This is a genomic window from Sediminitomix flava, from assembly GCF_003149185.1.
Lineage (GTDB): Bacteria > Bacteroidota > Bacteroidia > Cytophagales > Flammeovirgaceae > Sediminitomix > Sediminitomix flava.
The window spans coordinates 156,544-177,400 of record NZ_QGDO01000006.1 but is presented as its reverse complement, the minus strand read 5'-3'; the positions used below and the strand labels follow the sequence as shown (position 1 = coordinate 177,400).

General features: G+C 36.0%; 17 protein-coding genes. 13 read left to right on the top strand and 4 right to left on the bottom strand.

Annotated features, from left to right (window positions below):
• Positions 1 to 205 precede the first annotated feature (205 nt).
• Complete coding sequence (locus BC781_RS19765) at positions 206 to 1,105, top strand: RluA family pseudouridine synthase (protein WP_109621120.1); 900 nt, start codon at positions 206 to 208, stop codon at positions 1,103 to 1,105.
• 3 nt (positions 1,106 to 1,108) lie between these two features.
• Here BC781_RS19765 and BC781_RS19760 read toward each other — a convergent pair whose 3' ends face one another.
• Positions 1,109 to 1,519, bottom strand: a complete 411-nt coding sequence (locus BC781_RS19760) for a thioredoxin family protein (protein ID WP_158281534.1) — start codon at positions 1,517 to 1,519, stop codon at positions 1,109 to 1,111.
• 298 nt (positions 1,520 to 1,817) lie between these two features.
• Between BC781_RS19760 and BC781_RS19755 the strand changes: the two genes are divergently transcribed.
• From BC781_RS19755 to BC781_RS19745, 3 genes are all read left to right on the top strand, one after another.
• Positions 1,818 to 2,831: a cytochrome-c peroxidase gene (locus BC781_RS19755; protein ID WP_109621117.1), complete on the top strand. Its 1,014-nt coding sequence runs from the start codon at positions 1,818 to 1,820 to the stop codon at positions 2,829 to 2,831.
• Positions 2,832 to 2,850: 19 nt separating this feature from the next.
• Complete coding sequence (locus tag BC781_RS19750; protein WP_109621115.1) at positions 2,851 to 4,467, top strand: DAHL domain-containing protein; 1,617 nt, start codon at positions 2,851 to 2,853, stop codon at positions 4,465 to 4,467.
• Positions 4,468 to 4,989: 522 nt separating this feature from the next.
• On the top strand, positions 4,990 to 5,796 hold the full coding sequence (locus BC781_RS19745) for a CAP domain-containing protein (protein WP_109621113.1): 807 nt from the start codon (positions 4,990 to 4,992) through the stop codon (positions 5,794 to 5,796).
• A 61-nt stretch (positions 5,797 to 5,857) separates the two neighbouring features.
• Here BC781_RS19745 and BC781_RS19740 read toward each other — a convergent pair whose 3' ends face one another.
• Positions 5,858 to 6,613 (bottom strand): hypothetical protein, encoded by a 756-nt coding sequence (locus BC781_RS19740; RefSeq protein WP_109621111.1) that lies wholly within the window; start codon positions 6,611 to 6,613, stop codon positions 5,858 to 5,860.
• Positions 6,614 to 7,267: 654 nt separating this feature from the next.
• Between BC781_RS19740 and BC781_RS19735 the strand changes: the two genes are divergently transcribed.
• The gene (locus tag BC781_RS19735; RefSeq protein WP_158281533.1) at positions 7,268 to 8,425 is read left to right on the top strand and encodes a glycosyltransferase; all 1,158 of its coding nucleotides are present in this window, start codon (positions 7,268 to 7,270) and stop codon (positions 8,423 to 8,425) included.
• On the top strand, positions 8,422 to 9,654 hold the full coding sequence (locus tag BC781_RS19730; RefSeq protein ID WP_109621106.1) for an MraY family glycosyltransferase: 1,233 nt from the start codon (positions 8,422 to 8,424) through the stop codon (positions 9,652 to 9,654). Before BC781_RS19735 ends, BC781_RS19730 begins: the two co-directional genes overlap by 4 nt.
• A gap of 77 nt (positions 9,655 to 9,731) precedes the next feature.
• Here BC781_RS19730 and BC781_RS25430 read toward each other — a convergent pair whose 3' ends face one another.
• Entirely contained in the window at positions 9,732 to 9,956 is a 225-nt protein-coding gene (locus tag BC781_RS25430) for a hypothetical protein (RefSeq protein WP_146201744.1), read from the bottom strand.
• 383 nt (positions 9,957 to 10,339) lie between these two features.
• Between BC781_RS25430 and BC781_RS19720 the strand changes: the two genes are divergently transcribed.
• The 5 genes from BC781_RS19720 to gcvP all read left to right on the top strand — a co-directional run bounded on the left by BC781_RS19720 (position 10,340) and on the right by gcvP (position 17,477).
• Positions 10,340 to 11,242: an aldo/keto reductase gene (locus BC781_RS19720; RefSeq protein ID WP_109621102.1), complete on the top strand. Its 903-nt coding sequence runs from the start codon at positions 10,340 to 10,342 to the stop codon at positions 11,240 to 11,242.
• A 122-nt stretch (positions 11,243 to 11,364) separates the two neighbouring features.
• Complete coding sequence (locus BC781_RS19715) at positions 11,365 to 12,282, top strand: ion channel (protein ID WP_158281532.1); 918 nt, start codon at positions 11,365 to 11,367, stop codon at positions 12,280 to 12,282.
• 107 nt (positions 12,283 to 12,389) lie between these two features.
• Complete coding sequence (locus tag BC781_RS19710; protein WP_109621098.1) at positions 12,390 to 13,301, top strand: bifunctional enoyl-CoA hydratase/phosphate acetyltransferase; 912 nt, start codon at positions 12,390 to 12,392, stop codon at positions 13,299 to 13,301.
• Between the two features lie 5 nt (positions 13,302 to 13,306).
• Complete coding sequence (buk, locus tag BC781_RS19705; protein ID WP_109621096.1) at positions 13,307 to 14,371, top strand: butyrate kinase; 1,065 nt, start codon at positions 13,307 to 13,309, stop codon at positions 14,369 to 14,371.
• Positions 14,372 to 14,570: 199 nt separating this feature from the next.
• The gene (gene gcvP, locus BC781_RS19700; protein WP_109621093.1) at positions 14,571 to 17,477 is read left to right on the top strand and encodes an aminomethyl-transferring glycine dehydrogenase; all 2,907 of its coding nucleotides are present in this window, start codon (positions 14,571 to 14,573) and stop codon (positions 17,475 to 17,477) included.
• A gap of 80 nt (positions 17,478 to 17,557) precedes the next feature.
• Here gcvP and BC781_RS19695 read toward each other — a convergent pair whose 3' ends face one another.
• On the bottom strand, positions 17,558 to 19,444 hold the full coding sequence (locus BC781_RS19695) for a SpoIIE family protein phosphatase (RefSeq protein ID WP_109621091.1): 1,887 nt from the start codon (positions 19,442 to 19,444) through the stop codon (positions 17,558 to 17,560).
• A 466-nt stretch (positions 19,445 to 19,910) separates the two neighbouring features.
• Between BC781_RS19695 and BC781_RS19690 the strand changes: the two genes are divergently transcribed.
• Together BC781_RS19690 and BC781_RS19685 are read left to right on the top strand one after the other, a co-directional pair.
• Positions 19,911 to 20,390 (top strand): archaeosortase/exosortase family protein, encoded by a 480-nt coding sequence (locus BC781_RS19690; RefSeq protein ID WP_158281531.1) that lies wholly within the window; start codon positions 19,911 to 19,913, stop codon positions 20,388 to 20,390.
• Between the two features lie 94 nt (positions 20,391 to 20,484).
• Positions 20,485 to 20,706: a PID-CTERM protein-sorting domain-containing protein gene (locus BC781_RS19685; RefSeq protein WP_109621087.1), complete on the top strand. Its 222-nt coding sequence runs from the start codon at positions 20,485 to 20,487 to the stop codon at positions 20,704 to 20,706.
• Positions 20,707 to 20,857: the final 151 nt, after the last annotated feature.

Genomic DNA, 20,857 nt, shown 5'->3' with positions numbered 1-20,857 from the left:
TGCTACCTTAAACAGTAGGATTTAAAGATAGGTAGAAATGAAAAGACAAAAATTGTTCCTTCCTATCATAATTTTCACATCTGAGAAATTTAGTACTATTCCACCAAATGCTAAAAAGAATAAATCTGACCTCTTGAAATACAGAATAAGCTGAGAAAAATAAGTGACTCTATTATTTTTGCACTTTATTGATTTAAGAAAGCATATGAATATTATTCAATCACATACCATTCCTGCTAATCCGCCAAGACTTCGCTTGCTTGATTATTCCTTAGAAGTAATCGATACCATTGTGAGTCGTAATGGAATAAAAAAAGCTTTGAAAAAAGGAGCTTTAAGACTGAATGGCAAAATGGCTTCGGGAAGTGAATGGATTGAAGAAGGGCTAGTCATTACCCTCATTGATCTTGAGGAAAAAGCGCCCAAAGTTTTTCCTCTACAGCTAGATGTGCTTTATGAAGATGATGATTTGGCTGTGATTTATAAACCTGCAGGTATAATGGTCAGTGGAAATGCTTTCCGAACTATTGAAAACGCACTTCAAGGAAATCTGAAACCTTCTGAAGCAAAAGATGCACTAAAGTGGCCTAAACCTGTTCATCGCTTGGACGCCCCTACAAGTGGACTTTTAGTGATTGCGAAATCGGTTAAAGCAAGAGTAGAACTAGGTAAACAGTTTGAACAAAAAACAATCAAGAAAAGATATCAGGCAGTTGTCACAGGAAAATTATCAGAGGAACGAGGGCATATTTATACACCAATTGAGGGCAAAGAATGCCATAGTGAATTTATAGTGGAAAAGTGTGTGCGATCGTTGAGTAACGAGTATTTGAGCTTGGTTAGTCTATTTCCGCATACAGGAAAAACACATCAACTTCGTATTCATATGTCAGAAAGTGGGCATCCGATTATGGGCGATCAGATGTATGGTAAAGAAGGGAAAATGCTAAAAGGAAAAGGACTTTTCTTAACGGCGGTAGAACTTTGGTTTCCACACCCAATTACTCAGAAAGTAATGCAAATTGGAGTAAAAACACCTAATAAATTTCATAGCCTTTTGGAACGTGAAGAAGAAAGATGGAAGAAGTTTAAAGAGGGAAAATAAGTCTTATCTACTTTCCTCTAATGCTTTCAATGCACTCATTAGTTCTTTTTCATTATGATATCCTTCCAACAGACGGATGCTTCCTTTATCATCCATAATAATGATAGACGGATAGACTTTGACTCCTTGCTGTCTTACAAATTCTTTTGTTGGAATTGGTTCTCCTTTGAATAAAATCTTCTTTCGTGTTTCGGCATTCAATTTTACAGGTAAAAAATGTGAATTGACATACGATGCTAAATGATCATCTTGGTAGGTTTTATTTCCCATATGCTTACACCATCCACACCATTCAGTATAAACATCAATCAAAATCATTCGCTCAGTTTTCTGAGCTTCTGTAACAGCTTCGTCAAAAGCCAACCAATGAATTTTATCTTCTTTGATGGTAGCCCAAGCCTTAAAAATTATCATCGATAAAACGCAAACACACGAAATCTTCCCTAAAGTAATCCTCATAAACTTCTCCTTATTATCACCCAAACAATTAACAGAGTTAATAAAAAAAACTGCACACTTCACACTCAAAGCTTACAGAACATTAACAACAATCTTTAAATATTTACTTTTCTCCATTTAAAAACCATACCCAATACTTAAATATAATCGAAAAAATGTCATCTGTTTGATTGTCATTAAAAATCAAAAAGTAACTATCCGTAATTCATCTAATTTTGAGTTACTCAATTTTTAATTGAATAACCACCTAGCTATGAACCCTGGATTTCTACTCTCTATTATCACGAGTAGCTTATTATTTCTATATTCTTGTGAGAATCCAAATAACAAGCATTCCACTTTTAATGACACTACAAGTAAGCAAAGTGTAACTACTAAAGAACCTATTAAACCTATTCATTTACCCATTGTATCTATCGATAAGGTAGAATTAGGAAAACAATTATTTCATGATACCCGATTATCCAAAACGAATAAAATTTCATGTGCAAGTTGCCATAACCTAGAAACTGGAGGAGTAGACCAAGAAAAATTTTCAAAAGGTATTCATGACCGACTTGGCAACATAAATACTCCTACGGTCTATAACTCATCTCAAAACTTCAAACAGTTTTGGGATGGTAGAGCAGACAATTTACTTGATCAAATAGATGGTCCTATCCACAACCCAAATGAAATGGGAATGGATTGGAATTCCATTACCTCAATTCTTGAAAAGGATAATGAGTATCAAACATCTTTTAATCGCCTTTACGAAGGAGGAATCTCTTCTGAAAATATAAAAGATGCTATCGCTGAGTTTGAAAAATCATTGGTCACTCCGTCTCGTTTCGATCGATTTTTGGAAGGTGACTATGATGCCATTTCAGAAAGCGAACGTCATGGCTACCAACTCTTCAAAGAATATGGCTGCTCATCTTGCCATCAAGGAAAGAATGTAGGAGGAAATATGTTCCAAAAACTAGGCATTGTGAAACATTATTTCTCTGACACTTCTCAAGCTGATTACGGGAGATTTAACCTCACAAAAGATGAAGCTGATATGTTTGTATTCAAAGTTCCTTCTCTCCGAAATGTAGCTCTTACAGCTCCTTACCTTCACAATGGGAAAGCTCAAACTTTAGAAGAAGTCATACAAATTATGGCGGAATATCAATTAGGACGTATCATTTCTAAAGAAGAAGTCAAACTGATCGAATCCTTTCTTCAGTCACTTACAGGAGAAGAACTCGAACCTAGTACAACAGAAATTTTAACCCAAAAATAAGCCTAAGTAAAATAAATCTATGAAACTTCAGTTTGTTATAGGCATAGCCGCATTTCTTGTATTTTCTATTGGAGGGATTTTTGTATTCACTGGCTTCATAGATAAAAATAAAGCCCATCAGATCTCAAATGTACTAGATGGTTTACGTAGTGAAAATAATCAGACCGATGAAAATCTGCTCAAATTCAGCCATCGTCTTTTCTTCGATTATGATCCTTTGGTTCAAAACTCAAATACATTAGATCATTTTGCCCAACGAATTTCCTCTACTGAATTAGGGTTATATGGGCAAAATAATGAAAATATAGATTCTTTAATAAGAGTCACTACTGCCAAAATAAAAGAAAAGAGGAAGCACATTGAAGAATTCAAATCCAATTTCTCTATTCTAAAAAACTCGATTACTTCACTCCCTATCCTTAAAAAAGAACTTGAGGCAAATAATTCTGAACTTCAAATTCATGAAGAGGTAAATGATATCGTTTTGAATGCCTTGATCTACATTACTTCTCCTTCTGACTTTAAAAGGGAACAACTTAAAACTACACTCAGCAATTTTCAGAATAAATATGAGAAAGTAGAATCAGATTATGATGAAAAGGTTTTACAACTCATAATCTATCACAGTAGTATAGTCTTAGATCAGAAAATCAGACAGCAACGTATTATCAGTGCTATAAGTGATCAAAATCTGTCATCAACTATCAAAGAACTTCAAGGAGAATATTTGATGGTTTTCGAAAAGAAAAATGAGCAATACGAACGCATCATTAGCCTTTTCTATCTCGTAAGTATTTTGCTTTTCATTATTGTGATTGGAGCTCTAGTCTTGATAAAAAAGAAAGCCAATCAGATTCAACACAAGAGTCAACGCATTACAGAAAGTATCAACTACGCAAAAAAAATTCAGAAAGCTGTACTTCCTAAACGCCAAGAAATTGAAACACTATTTCCAGACAATTTTATCATGTATCAACCGAAAGACATTGTTTCTGGAGATTTTTATTGGTTCCATCAAACAGCCGAACATACCGTTGTTGCCTGTGTAGATTGTAGCGGTCATGGTGTACCTGGGGCATTTATGTCTGTAATCGGGAAAAGTCTATTGGAGAAAATTGTAGTTGACCATCAAATCCTCATCCCCGATCGAATCCTTTACTGTTTAGACATAGAATTGAAGCGAGTTCTCAAACAAGAAGAATCATCTAATAAAGAAGGTATGGATTTATCAATCTGTGTGTTAAATAAAAATACGCTAGAACTCCAATACGCAGGTGCTTACAATCCACTCATTTATATACAGAATAACAAATTACACGAGTTTAAGGCCGACCGCTTTTCTATCGGATATTTTGATCGTAGAAAGGAAAAAAAGAAAGTATTTCACACACATTCATTGACCATTACTGAAGATACTTGCTTTTATATGTTTTCAGATGGATTCAAAGATCAGTTTGGAGGAGAAGAAAGTCAGAAGTTCACAAGAAGAAGATTACAAGAATTGTTGTATAACCATCATCAACTTTCCATGAAGGAGCAAAGTCAGATTTTCAAACAGAAATTTATGGAATGGAAAGGGATTGAAAAACAGACTGATGATGTTATGCTTATAGGTTTCCGTATCTCTATGAACTAAAAAAACACAAAAACCGATCGGATTTGCACTTTTTTTTAAATTCTACATATTTCTTTTTGTAAAAAGCGCCTTTTTTCACCAAATTCAATAGTGAAAGACTTTGAAGGAATTGTGTTAATTAGTTTCTTACGGTCGAATCTTATCAAATGCCTAGATTCAAAGCCAAAAATTATCAATCAAAGTCATCGGTTTACACACTGATACTTTGATTGATAATAGGTTAATAAATTAGGTTAAATCAGAAAGGACTGTCACGTTGTGATAGTCTTTTTTATTTACCCCCTTTTACATCTTCCCAAGCGTAGAACTTCTTTTAAATTGTAAAAAAAGTTCAAATCACCATTCAAATTAAAGGTGATTTAACTCGAAAATGCTCAAAAACATAAAAATCTGTATATCAACACCTTGTATTAACCAAAAAAAGTTTAAAAACTGAAAACGTTATATAATAGATTCTTGATTTAATACCATAACTCCCTAAATTACAGAAGAATCACATCATAACAACTAAACTAATCTAACATGGTATTGAACAAACGCCTACTACAATTGGCTATACTTGCTATAGCCCTAATTTACTCATCATGTACTAAAGAATCTGAATCCTCAAACCCTTTTGCCTCTGGTGACACCGAAATTCCTCTAGACGGTAGCAGTGGTGAACAAGAAAAAGAAGAAGACAGTAACGAAGACGAAGAAGGTGACAACAACGGCGATGGAGAAGGCGGATCTGAAGATTCAGAATCTCCAGAAGGATCTGAAAATGGCGACAAAGATGATGCAGAAGACCCAGGCAATTCTGACAACGATGAAGACACGACAGAAACCCCAGATCCAATTACACCAGAAGAGCCTGTTGTTCCCGAAGAACCTGTAGAGCCAGAGCCAACCGAACCTACACCAGTAGAACCTGAGGTTCCTGCAGGCGTATCAGCTGATCAAGCTAAAATCCTTGAACTTGTAAATGAAGTACGTGCAGAAGGTTGTGACTGCGGAGGTCAATATTATCCGCCTGTAGCTCCTGTCACTTGGAATGCTAAACTTGCAGCATCGTCGTACAAACACAGTAAAGACATGTCTGATCACAATTACTTTAGTCATACAAGCTTGGATGGAAGAAGTGCTGGAGACAGAATTACTGCGGAAGGTTACCAATGGAGAACTTACGGAGAAAACATTGCAATGGGCTACCGTACTCCAGAAACCGTGATGGCTGGTTGGATTGCAAGTCCTGGACACTGTAAAAACTTGATGAACGGAAACTTTAAAGAATTGGGTGTAGGTATTTATAATTACTATTGGACTCAAAACTTTGGAACATCCAGATAATTAAAAAAGCCCTAAAGTGAAATTTCACTTTAGGGCTTTTTTGTTTTTATGATCAATTAGCTTAGTCAATTTTAGAAGACAAAGTCTCCATTTTTTGATAAGCATCTTTTCTACCTGCCTCAAAAGCCTTTTTATATAATTCGTAAGCTTCTTTATAAGTTGCTTTTTTCTTTTTAGGAGCTAGCTTCGTTCTGTTTGCAGCTTCTTCAAGTGCTTCTGCTCTCGCATAGAAAGAATTTGCTTCTGCATCTTTTGCCTCTTTCAACATACTCTCAATGCTAGTTTCCAATTCTTCTAGCTCGGCACGTTTCTTCAAAATCTCTTTCTCTTTGTCAGCAATTTCTCTGCTTTGAAGATCAACGGTCTTAATCAAGGCTTCATTTTCATTTCGATAATTATCAACTTGATCTTTCAAACCAGTGATATCTTTATCTCTTTGAGCCAACTGCCCATTCAATTTCTTGATAGTACGAGCCAAATAAGAATTTTTTCCTTCAGTCTCACCCAACTCATTTTCCATTTCGGCTAACTTGGAATTGGTTTCAGCTATATAATTACTCAGTTCTTCAACACGCTCTGAATAATTTTTATAAGTTGTACCAGACTCCAACTCTAACCTTAAGGCATTTCTAGAGATATCGATAGAATCTAACATTCCACCAATTTTATCAAGCTCTTCAGCCATTTCCTCCCCTTTTTGCTTTTCTACTTTAAGCGTCTCAAGCTCTTTCTTAAGTTGCTCATTCTCTTCTTTCAATCCGCATGATGAAAAAAAGATTGCAATTACTGCGATTAAAAAGGTTTTTCTTGACGTCATAATCTTACTGTTTGTAAGGCAAAATACTATTTTTTTCTCTTAAACACTTCTGTTTTCAAATAATAGGTACCTACGGCAATTATTGTTCTAAACAGATAGATTAATAATAAAATATTTGGAATTGAAATTCCGAAGATGTTGGAATAATACTTTTGGTAAAAGCTGCTTTGGGCATTCATAGAAACTACACTAGGTAGTAAACTCAGAATAAAGTAAATCACTAAAAAAAGGAGAAGTAGTAGAATTTCATGGATTAGAAATGTTTTTTTCATTCGAGAAAAAGCAATAAGATTAATAAATAAAAGCTAATTCAAATCCGTCTTGATTTGGAATTTAATATGATTTCGTCAAAATTTGTGTGATTTTCAAGAAGTTTACAGTAAAATAAAATAGTACAAAAGCTAGAGTTTCAGTTAAAATTCAGGGAGTGTGGTATTTTTTCAATTCAAATTTTAAATATACTAAAGAATTTCCTTCAATTTTTAAGATTTCAATTTATACGAATTATCAAAAAGCCTATAATTGACTTCAGCTTTATAGATCTCTTTGTACATATTTTTACGCTTTAAAGATTGGCATGAATTTCTCTAGGAATAGCCTATCGAAAAACGAAACCAACCTATGACTATACGTAGCAGGAAGAAGCTCAAGATCATGAGAGTGATCGCACGCTTAAATGTTGGAGGGCCTGCCATACATACAATTCTTTTGACAGATGGTATGAATAATGACACTTTCGAAACAATGTTGGTGTCGGGCCGTGAAGCAGAACAGGAAGGAAATATGCACTACCTCGCTCGTGAGAAAAATGTTGACATCAATCATTTCCCTCATTTACAGCGCGAACTTTCTCCAATGAAAGATGCTAAGGCTTTTTGGGAAATGGTAAAGCTTATTCGTCAGTTTAATCCTGACATTATCCATACTCACACAGCTAAAGCTGGCTTTATAGGTAGAGCAGCAGCCATTTATTTGAACACTTTTAGAAGTGCTGAAAATAAAATCAAAATCGTACATACTTTTCATGGGCATGTCTTTCATAGCTATTTTTCAACTTTAAAGACAAACCTATTCATTAATATTGAGCGTTTTTTAGGGAAGTTTTCTGATATCATTATCACAATTACTCCTAAACAACAAATCGAGATTAAAGACTTTGGTATTGGAACCCAAATCAATCATCAGATTGTTCCTCTTGGGCTTGACCTTAGGAAATTTAAGGAAAAACCAAGAATGCCTAAGTCACTTCATCAACAATACAATATTCCAGAAGATCGTATTCTTATTGGCACTGTAGCTCGTTTTACAGCAATCAAGAACCTTTCTCTTTTTCTTGAAATAGCAGCAAAGCTTATTGAACGAAATGATAAACTTCATTTCATGATGGTAGGCGATGGTGAAGATCGCGAAATGCTTGAAGCTAAAGCAGCTGAATTGGGTATTTCTGATTCTGTGACATTCACAGGATTTTTATCGGACCTTCCTTCTGTTTTTGCTGATCTTTCAATATTGCTTTTAACTTCAAAAAATGAAGGGTCTCCTGTTTCTATCATTGAAGCTATGACCAGTGGAACTGGAGTAGTTGCTAGTAATGTGGGTGGCGTCCCTGATTTGTTTACTGAAGAAGGAAAATATTTCCTTTGTGAACCAACGAATATTGATGACTATGTTGAGAAGACAGAAAAGCTATTAACAGACCAAGAATTTTATAATCATATTACGACTGTCCAACAGGACTTTATATACAACAAATTTAACATCGACCGCCTAATCCAAGACTTATCCGTTACATATCAAAACCTTTTTTCATGAATACTATTCCCACTATGCTCGGCTTTACTGTTTGTGTAGTACTATTATCTTTTGTACTTACACAAGTAGTAATCAAACAAGCCTTGAAATACAACATTGTTGATAAACCTCGTGCTGACCGTTTTCATACGAAGACGACAGCTTTAATGGGGGGTATCGCTATAATGCTTGCTTTCATTTGCTCACTGACCTTTTTTAATATTGTTCCAGTGGGTTGGGGTGTAATTTCATTTGTAATGCTTAGTACTACAGTTTATTTTCTGTTCAATCAGCAAAATAAAAAGGCACACATAATGGCCGTAATCACTGTCTTAAGCAGTGTTATAAGCATTATCTTTTTATATCCTGAAACTTACTTAGATCAAGAAATCTTATGGCTACTCACAGGTGCTGAGATCATATTCCTTACAGGTGCTTTCGATGATAAGTCAAAAGCAATGGAGCCAAAAGTCAAATTATTCTTTCAAATATTAGTAGCGACTATAGCTCTAGTATTTGTAGGGCCTGTTGGTTTTCTTCCTGCACCTCTTAATTACATCTTTTCATTATTCTGGATTGTAGGCCTTATGAACGCCTATAATATGATAGATAATATGAATGGTTTGTCTACAGGAGTAGCATGTATTGGAGCCTTCTTTATTTTTGGAATAGCAGGATTCTATTATCAAATGGAATCTTGGTCAATGATTGCTTTAATCTTAGGAGCTGTACTATTAGGCTTCATCCCTAACAACTACCCTTCTGCTAAGATTTTCATGGGAGACTCTGGAAGTATGTTATTAGGCTTCCTTATCGCTACAATATCAATGAAAGCTTCTTGGATGGCTACAGACTCAGCTTCTTGGGAATTAGCTTTACCAATCGGATTAGCAGCATATCCAATTTTTGATGTTACACTTGTATCAATCAATAGAACACGTTCAGGCCGTCCTGTATATGTAGGAGGAAAAGATCATTCTTCTCACCTATTGGTGAAATATGGATTTAGCCCTAAAAATGCGGTTCTGATTATCTATGGAATTGTTGCTCTAACTGCTTCACTAACTTTTATGGCTTGTATCGTTACTGATATTTATGCGGTATTTAGTTTACTAACAGTTATTGGTGTCTTGCTTGCAGTCGGGCTTTCGTTGACAAAACTCCATGATCAAGAATATATGCCAGAAGGTAAAAAGCCTAAAAAAGAAACAAATTCATCTTCTCAAAGAGATAAAGTTCTTTCTAGATAGTTCCTAGAAACTTAAAATAGATAAAACTAAAAAGGACAGCGTTCATACTATATTGAACGCTGTCCTTTTTAAATGATTTATTTTGCCAATAGACTTTCAAAGTCGCGACTTATAAAATTATTAAGTCTTCGGAGCTTTTCTTGTTTTGACGAATATGCTTTGTCTAATTGGATTGATTGATTTACACCTGCCGATTTTAGAATTCGTTCAATTGCTGTTTCTATTTTAAAGATTGACTTATCGGTCACAAGCAATTCTGTTTTCAATGCTTGCACTGCAGCTTGAACTTCTTCATCATTCATAAATGGTTCTGCTTTTCGCTGTATTCTAGAGATTAGCCTCTGATGGATTTTTTTAAGTTTGTTTTGTTGTAAAGCTAGATACCCTAAAAGGCATAAATAAGCTGAAAAGAGTAGAAATATAGAAATATAAAATTCCGGGGCTGGATCATCCATGGTTATTACTAAAGTTTATTTTAAAATTTCTAACTAGAAATAGGTAAGCATTTCAGCTTACTTTAAAGATAAAGTTAGGTTCAAGTTACACTTATAAGATACTTATCACAATTTTTATAACGATTAATATCCGTGTAACTTACATTTACCCATAAATTTACGAGAAAACGATAAATCCGATCAATTCGTATTACACTTGTTATAAAATTACTAAAATTTAAGTATTGAAAATGAAAACTAAATTATCTGCCAACGGTCCTTTGCTTTCTAAAATAGCAACAGGCGTATGGAAGTGGGGAGAATGGGGTAGCAACTTCTCAACTACTGAAATAGAAAAACTTATACAAGCTAGTTTAGAAGCTGGAATCTCCACTTTTGATCATGCTGACATTTATGGTAACTATGGCTGTGAGGCACTTTTCGGTGAAGTACTCAAAGCTAATCCATCGCTTCGAAATGAGATGGAAATTGTCACAAAATGTGGGATCAAATTAATTTCAGAGAACCGCCCTTCTCATAAAATTAAATCATACGATACTAGCAAAGAACATATCCTTTTCTCTGTTGAGAATTCATTGAAGAATCTTGCTACTGATCATATTGACCTTTTACTTATCCACAGACCTTCTCCTTTGATGCACCCTGATGAAATGGCGGAAGCATTCACAGAATTGAAAGATAGCGGTAAGGTATTGCATTTCGGAGTTTCAAACTTCACTCCTTCACAGTTTGATATGTTGAACTCTAGAGTTGAGCTTGTCACAAATCAGATTGAAATTTCTGCTTTACATCGTGATCCATTCCTAGACGGCACACTTGACAAATGCTTAGAGAAAAGCATTAAGCCAATGGCATGGTCACCGCTAGGGAGCGGACGTATTTTCACAGATAAAGAAGCTGAAGATGTCGTTCGAGTTCGTAAAGTTCTAACCGAGCTTTCTGAAAAGTATGACGCTAGTTTTGATCAATTACTTTTCGCTTGGTTATTTAAACACCCAAGTCAAATTATACCGATTTTGGGAACAGGAAAAACTGAACGTATCCAATCTGCTGCAGATGCCTTAAAAATCAATATGGATCAAGAAGATTGGTTCCGTATCTGGGAAGCTGCAGAAGGAAATGAAGTCCCATAGAAAATCTTAATAAGTAGTACCGAAAAGATAGCATTGATATTTACTCTGCTATCTTTTTTGGTTTCTAAGCTAACATAACATTAGATTTAACGGTTAGATTGAGATATTCTATGAAGTTACAGATGATTAGAAAGACAAAGGATCCTGGAATAGGAGAAAAATACGATAAGAAATCACACCGTATTATAAATCAGAACGGTACTTTTAATGTACAACGTGTAGGTAGGCAGTCAAGAATAAAAGATATCTACTTGCTTATGGTTACTACAAGTTGGACTAATTTCATTTTTTTTACAGCCCTCTATTTAATAGGCATCAATCTAATATTTGCCTGTCTCTATTTTTTTGTTGGTGTTCACCATATTGAAGGAGTAGACCATACCACTGGCTGGAAAGGATTTGCCGATGCTTTTTTCTTTAGTGTACAAACCTTTACGACAGTTGGCTATGGAAGTATGTACCCCGATAGCTTTGGTGTAAAAGCTATTTCTAGTTTTGAAGCTTTATTGGGTTTATTAATTACAGCCCTCACAACTGGACTACTTTTTTCTCGATTTTCAAGACCTACAGCCCGTGTAGTTTTCAGTAAAAATGCACTTATAACCGAGTACAAAAATGGAAAAAAAGCATTCATGTTTCGAATGGTAAATGAAAGAAAGGAAAACCTATTGGAAACGAATGCTACTGTTATTTTATCTCTACAGAATAAAACTTCTGATGGCAGTTATTCTAGAAAATACTACAACTTAGATCTACAGATTGATCATATTTACTTTTTCCCACTCACTTGGACAGTGGTACACGAAATTGATGAAGACAGCCCATTTTTCAACCTTTCTCATCAAGAGCTGAAAGACTATGATGCCGAAATCTTAATTATCATCACATCATATGATGAGGCATTCTATGAAGACTTGCATATCAAACATTCTTATCATATTGACGATTTTGTTTGGGATAAGAAATTTAAAAAAGCTTTCTATACAAATGATCACGGAGAAGTTATTTTAAAAGTAAAAGATGTACATACTATTGAGTAACTTACTTTCAATCAATTATATTTGTACCTATTAAGAAACACTTGAGATTACGGTTGTTTTGTGAGAGGAGCAACTGACGTATAAACATCTAACTATCCTATTTAACTATGCTAACGAATATTTCAGATCTGCAAAAGATCGTGGAACAAGACCCGACCAAGAAAAGGCTTGTCTTGTGTGCCGCCGCAGATGAACATTCGCTTTACGCCGTATACAGAGCATACAAAGCAGGTTATATCGAACCTATATTGGTGGGTGATGAGCAAAAAATCAGAAAACTTGCGGAAGAAAAATGGTATGATCTAACAGGTGTTCAGATCATTCATGAGACGGACCCTAAAAAAATGGTTCAGCGTTCTGTATCTCTAATCAGAGAAGGAAATGGGGAAATCTTGATGAAAGGACACATTTCTACAGCACAAATTCTAAGTGGCGTTTTGAATAAAGAATGGGGTTTGAGAGATAAAAAAACAATCTCACATTTCGCTCTCTTTGAAATTCCTGCCTACCACAAACTTCTGGCTTTAACAGATGTAGCGATGAACATCGCTCCTGACCTTTCTACCAAAATTGATATTCTAAACAATGCCGTTAGTTTTATGCACAAAATTGGGGTAGAAGAACCTAATGTTGCAGTACTAGCAGCGGTAGAGATGGTAAATGAAAAAATGCCAGCAACAACAGATGCAGCCTTACTTTCTATCATGCAACGAAGAGGACAAATCAAAAACTGTAAAATTGATGGTCCTTTGGCTTTTGACAATGCTATTAGTTTAGAAAGTAAATCGCATAAAGGTATTACAGGAGATGTAGCGGGTAATGCAGACCTTCTACTTTGCCCAGATATCGAAGCAGGAAATGTACTTTACAAAGCTTTTGTATTCTTCGCTCATGCAAAAGTAGCCTCAATTATCTTAGGCGCAAAAGCTCCTATCGTACTTACATCTCGTTCAGATTCTGAAGAAACCAAGCTTAACAGTATTTTACTGTCAGCAGCTTCTTATTCATTCCAAAAATAAGCACGATGGAAAAAATACTGGTACTTAACCCTGGTTCTACGTCAACGAAAGTTGCCGTATTTCATAATGAAGAACTCTTTTGGCAGAAAAATCTTCATCATTCCAATGAAGAATTGGCCAAGTTCAAAGAAATAAAAGATCAATATTTATTCAGAAAAGAAGCAATCGAATCTGAACTCGAAAAAGAAGGTATTGCTTTGAGTGAATTAACCTTGATCATGTCACGAGGAGGTTTGTTAAAACCAATCCCTTCTGGTGTCTACCAAGTGAATAAGCAAATGGTAGAAGACCTCAAAACTTCTCCAAAACAGCATGCAAGTAACCTTGCCGCTATTATTGCATATTCGCTTTCAAATGAGCTAAACATCAAAGCATATATTGCTGACCCTGTAGTCGTGGATGAGCTTTCGGATGTTGCTCGTTTCTCTGGGCATCCAGAATTTCCTAGAAAGTCAATTTTTCATGCCTTAAACCAAAAAGCAATTGCTCGCCAATACGCCGATCAGATTGGTAAGTCTTATGAAGAACTTAATCTTGTCGTGATTCATATGGGTGGAGGAATTTCGGTAGCAGCGCACCAACATGGAAAAGCAATCGATGTAAATCAGGCATTGGACGGCGAAGGACCGTTCTCACCAGAAAGAAGTGGAACACTTCCTGTCGGCGATATCATCAGAGCTGCATACAGCGGAAAGTACACTGAAAAAGAGCTGCATTCTATGGTTGTTGGTAAAGGTGGAATGGTTGCTTATTGTGGAAAAAATGATGCACTTGCTGTTGAAAATGACATTGCCAAAGGAAATGAACTTGCCAAACAAGTTTATGAGGCAATGGGCTATCAAATTTCAAAAGAAGTAGGTGCAATGGCTACAGTTTTGAAAGGAAAAGTCGATGCGATTATCTTCACAGGAGGACTAGCTTACAGCAAATTCCTTGTTAACATCATCAAAGAATACATTTCTTATTTAGCCCCTATTGTTGTATTTCCAGGGGAAGATGAAATGAAAGCACTAGCTTTAAATGGAATCCGATTGAGTAATAAAGAGGTAGAAAGTACTGTGTACCAATAATATTAATTTACGTATACAAGAGCATACCTTAATCAATTTATGATACTTAATTATCCAGTTTGGATTAACAAATAATAAAATATATCGTTTTTCTATATATTTGCAGCTTCATTAGCGGGGAGGGAGCGGGAACAATCTACCACCCCTCATAAACTCACTGATGAACACAGATAAGTTTTTGCGTTAATTCTAAAAAAGAATGAAGATCAACTTAAACAACATTGAGCGATTTGAGGAAAGGCACAACAGCCCCAACTATACTCAAATTCAGGATATGCTAAAGGTAATTGGCGTATCATCAGTAGACGAATTGGTAAACCAAACAGTTCCTGAGCAAATCAGGCTAAAGAAACCACTAGACTTACCAACAGCACAAGGTGAGCACGAATTTTTAAGCTCTTTTGCCGAGCTAGCGAAGAAAAACAAAGTTTTCCGTTCGCACATCGGTATGGGTTATTACAACACCTTCACTCCAAATGTAATCTTACGTAACATCCTTGAAAATCCAGGATGGTACACAGCTTACACTCCTTACCAAGCAGAAATTGCTCAAGGAAGATTGGAAATGCTTTTGAGCTTCCAAACCATGCTAACAGACCTTACAGGAATGGAGCTAGCCAATGCTTCTCTTCTTGACGAAGGTACTGCTGCAGCTGAGGCTATGAGCTTATTCTTCTCAGTGAGAAAGAAGGATAAAAAGAAGGCTAACAAATTTTTTGTATCAGAGAACTGCTTCCCACAAACAATTGATGTTTTGATGTCTAGAGCTGAACCTCTAGGAATCGAAATCACAGTGGGTGATTACAGCAAATTCGATCTTTCTGACCCTGAACTATTTGGTGTATTACTTCAATACCCAAATGCCAATGGTGAAGTGATTGACTATACTGACTACATTAGCGAAGCAGCTGCTAACAATGTGAAAGTAGCCGTAGCAGCAGACATCCTTGCGCTTACAATCTTGAAAGAGCCAGGTAAAATGGGTGCTGATGCCGTAGTTGGTACAACGCAACGTTTTGGTGTTCCTATGGGATTCGGAGGTCCTCACGCAGGATACTTCGCAACTCGTGACGCTTTCAAACGTCAAATTCCAGGGCGTATCATCGGTATCTCTAAAGATAGAGATGGAAACGATGCTCTACGTATGGCACTCCAAACACGTGAGCAACACATCAAGAGAGAAAAAGCAACTTCAAATATTTGTACCGCCCAAGTTCTTTTGGCCGTAATTTCGGCTGCTTATGCGATCTATCATGGTCCTGAGCGTTTACAGAAAATTGGTCTAAAGACACACGGTTTGGCTGTATTGCTTAGTAAAGCTGCCGCTAAATTGGGGTATGATGTTGCACACTCAAACTTCTTCGATACTGTTAAATTAAACACAGAGCCAGCTACAGCTGCTCGTATCAAAGAAGCTGCAGAAGCACATCAAGTAAACTTCAACTACTTCGCTGATGGTTCTATCAGTGTTGCTATCGATGAGACAACTACAGCAGCTCACATCGAAGAGATTGCAAATATCTTGGCAGAAGTAGTAGGAAAAGAATTCATCAACATCGAAGTATTGGCTGAGACTGTTGAGTTAGAAATTCCTGAAAACTTAAAGCGTGAGTCAGAATACTTGACACACCCAGTATTCAACAGCTATCATTCAGAGCACGAAATGCTTCGTTACTTGAAGCGTTTGGAAAACAAAGACCTTTCATTGGCACACTCAATGATCTCTTTGGGTTCTTGTACAATGAAGTTGAATGCTACCGCAGAAATGATTCCTGTAACTTGGCCTGAGTTTGGTCAAATTCACCCATTTGCTCCTAAAACACAAACAGAAGGATACGGTGAATTGACACAAAACCTTGAGCAATGGCTATGTGAAATTACAGGATTTGATGCATTCTCATTACAACCAAACTCTGGTGCAAACGGTGAGTATGCAGGTCTGATGACTATCCGTGAATACCACAAAGGACAAGGCGAAGGACACCGTAATATTGTTCTTATTCCTTCTTCTGCTCATGGTACAAACCCTGCCTCTGCAGTTCTTGCAGGTATGAAAGTAGTCGTTACAAAATGTGACGAAAACGGAAACATTGATGTAGAAGACTTAAGAGCAAATGCTGAAAAGCACAAAGAAAACCTTTCTGCTCTTATGGTGACTTACCCTTCTACTCACGGGGTATTCGAAGAAAGTATCATCGAAATTTGTGATATCATCCACCAAAACGGTGGTAGAGTATATATGGATGGTGCAAACATGAATGCACAAGTAGGTCTTACTAGCCCTGCTACTATCGGTGCAGACGTTTGTCACTTGAACCTTCACAAGACATTCTGTATTCCTCACGGTGGTGGAGGTCCTGGTATGGGTCCTATCGGTGTGGTTTCAGATCTTGCTCCATACTTGCCAGGTCACGTATTGGTTGACAATGGTGTTGGAGAAAAAGCTGCACACGCAGTTTCTGCTGCGCCTTACGGTTCTGCTAGTATCTTGCCAATCTCTTATGCATACATCGCGATGATGGGTGGAGAAGGATTGACAAATGCTACAAAAACTGCCATCTTGAATGCAAACTATTTACAGTCAAGATTGAAGGATCACTATCCTGTTCTATATGTAGGTAAAAACGGACGTTCTGCTCACGAAATGATCGTGGATTGTCGTCAGTTTAAAGCTGCAGGAATTGAGGTAGAAGATATTGCGAAGCGTTTGATGGACTACGGTTTCCACGCTCCTACAGTATCATTCCCAGTGGCGGGTACTTTGATGATTGAGCCTACGGAAAGTGAAGAAAAAGGTGAATTGGATCGTTTCTGCGATGCAATGATCGCTATCCGTGAAGAAATCAGAGAAGTAGAAAATGGAATCTATGCTGCTGAAGAAAGTGTATTGAAAAACGCACCTCATACAGCTGCTTTGATTACTGCTGATACTTGGGAATTTGCTTACACTAGACAAAAAGCTGCTTATCCTCTTCCATACGTGAAAGAGAACAAGTTCTGGCCAAGTGTTCGTCGTGTAGACAATGCCTTTGGTGATAGAAACCTTGTTTGTAGCTGTATTCCAGTTTCAGATTACGTAGAAAACGAAGAAGTAGAAACAGTATAAGTTTCTAAACTTTAGATAAATAAAAAGCCTGTCTTCCTTAGTGGAATGACAGGCTTTTATTCTTTTAGCTAAATCGGAATCTATATTCTGATACCTAAAATAGTAATATCATCTCTTTGATACTCTTCAGCTTGATGTTTTGCTAAAGCAGCTTCTAATAAACCTCTCTGTTCGCAAGGTTCTAACTTAGATGAATAATCTAGCAATTGCTTAAATTTCACAGAACCTAGTTTATCTCTTTCTCCATTATGCTGATCTTGGAAACCATCCGTTGTCAAATACAACATATCTCCTTTCTCCAACAAAACTTCATGATTAGTAAACTGCTTTGTCGCTTTTTGCGATCTTTTTATTCCACCAATTGCTCTACGATCTCCTTTTAGCTCTTGCAGTTCATTCTTAGTGTGGAAGTAAGATGTATTTTTAGAACCTGAATAAGTGACTTTTGTCTGACCATTATCAATGGATTCTACCAAACATAATCCAATATCCATCCCATCGTCATTGATTCCGTCCTCTTGCTGAAGTGCTTTCACTAGACCTTTATCCAATCTATCTAAAATTTCTGCAGGGTCAAGAATCCCTTTTTGATAGATAATTTCTGATAAAATATTATTACCAACCATTGAGACAAATGCCCCTGGTACTCCATGCCCTGTACAATCTATTACCCCTACTAATTTCTTTCCATCTTTATGTTCAGACATCCAGTAGAAATCTCCAGAAACAATATCTTTTGGTTTATAAAGAATAAAGTTTTCTGGAAACATTGATTCACTTATTTTCTTCGAAGGTAAAATTGACCTTTGAATAGTCTCTGCATATCGAATACTCTTAATCTTACTTTCATGCTGATGCTTCAGTTCTTGATTTGTTTCTTCAAGTTCCTTTTGCATAGCTTTTACCGTTGTTAGATCTACAATAGAGCCTAAATAAGAAGTATCTCTATTGTAACGGACAGGTCGCATATAAACGAGTGTAGGATGAATCGAATTATCATTCTTGATAAGATCAACTTCGTACTCATCTACAATCTTCTTTCGCTTAACTTCTGACAAAAGACCTTTTTCATCCTTCGTATTTCTAAATAGATAATCGGTATTAAGCCCAATCAAGCTCTCCCCTTTCGGAGCATAAAAATTTTCAGCAGCTCTATTTGCTTTTAAGATTCGTCCTTTCGTTTCTGTAATAAAAATAGGTTGAGGTACGGCATCAAAGATTGTTTGTAAATCACGTTCTTGAGCCGCTAATTTTTCTTGAATAATCGTAAGCTCTTCTATATTTTGACGTAGTTCCTCTTCCGTAGCAGTCAATTGCTCATTTTTACGTTGGGTCTCTTCTTGAGCATCATGACTCCTCTTTTTATAAATGTAAAGTGTCGTGACTGTAATAGAAATAGATAGGAAAATAGCGAATTGCAACAAGTTTCGAGGTTTCAACATTAACTCTACTGATGCAATATCTATTTTATAATAGGTAAGAATATTATCTATAAACAATATAATTCCTGCATTTACCAACAAAGTAAAAATCAACGATTTCTTTTCATGTAGACTAAATAGAGCCAATGGTATCGCTACAAAACCTAACAATATTATCTTAGGCACTACGTACTCCATAATACCAACTGTTCCCATTACATGATGCAAATAGTACTTTTTGACCGATGCAATCAACGCAATAGAAATAGAGGGTAAAACAGCTAAAACTAGTCTGGAGAATTGATGTCCTCCTCTATGGGTGATATAATAAACACCTATCATGCTACATGCTAATGCCGTAACAGGAAGGCTTATTTCATATTGCTCTTTTACCGAATAGATGATAGCAGTAACCAAGGCCAAACAAAAAAATGTGACATTGATGATATTTGAAGTTCCTATTGATTGGTTTAGTTCTTTGGAGTAATTTCTGCTAGTTCCAGTAATTAAGAGTTTCCGGATAAATCCCTTCTTTTTTCCTAACATTCCACTAAAAAGTTCAGTATTTCTAAATAGTAAAAATAGATTTAGACAAAATCATGCCACGCCTAACACTGATTAAAATTATTTACCATTAAACATTACTACCCTTGATTTAAACAGTGTATTGTGTTATGGGTATAAACTAAATAAACATCAAACAGATTATTTATCAAGTAGCTACAACTTTGATCAGATTTGTTTCAAACCTTCGCACAAGGCTTTTTACACTTCCCTTGAAAGGTTTACCTTATAAATACACATGTCATTAAATACTGCCTCAAGTCGATTTTTTCGAAGAAAACATATTTAACTACTAGACCTTTGCCATGTAATGCTTTTCTCTTTATCTGAAAGAAACTCAATCTATCAAAGATTACATTTGTATCAACCTTAACCTAATTACCTAACACATATGACTATACACCTACCCAAATTATCTTCTCTTCATTTATTTTTAATAAGAGCAGTCGTGCTGTATCTATTATGGCAAACGACTTATATTTTTTGGTTAAAACCTGCAGGACATTTAGATATCTGGTTAACTGAAAGTGTTGCTGTATCTAGTGTCTACCTACTCCAACTTTTTGGATACGATGCTTATGGAGTTAAAAATCAGGTATTCCTAAATCAAATTCCTGCAGTGTGGATTGGTCACGCTTGTAATGGTCTTTCTTTGATGGTTTTATTCTTGGGTTTTATTGGAAGTTCTCCTGGTAAAATCATTTCCAAAGTCAGCTACGGACTGATAGGGGTTTTACTCATCTATGCTTCAAATGCTCTAAGGGTAATGATTCTAGCGATCAATTATGTAAAAAGCCCTCTGACTTTTGATTTTAACCACAAATACACTTACGCCATTGCCGTCTATCTTATTATCTTCTGTATGTGGATGATATGGACAAATTATTTTAGTGGGGTAAAAATCAATCAACAAGCGACTACTGTCTAACAGTAGTACATCTACATCCTTTAATATACCTAATGATGGACACTCAAATCCTCATTTCTACCTATCTCAAATTTCAAAACCTAAAAACTATCCTATGAAACTCCTTTACACTATCATTCTATTTTCAATTTTACCCTTTTCCAGCGTACTCGCTCAAGGACCTCCACCTCCACCTCCTATACAAAATCAAGCTCAAGACAGGCCACAAGGTGGTGGTGCAGGTGTACCTATAGATGGAGGTGCATCTGCATTGTTAGCTGCAGGTGCTGCATATGGACTCAACCATTTGCGTAAAAGAAAAACAGATAAGAAATAAGCTCTTATCTGTTTTTAAAGGAAAAATTATTTTTCATTTTAGATTGTAGAGTTTAAATTGAAAGTAATAATCCAACTTTTTATTCCTTCATAGTTTTTATGAGACTCTTAAACCCAATACTATCAAAAGATCCGATTAAACTACTTATCAT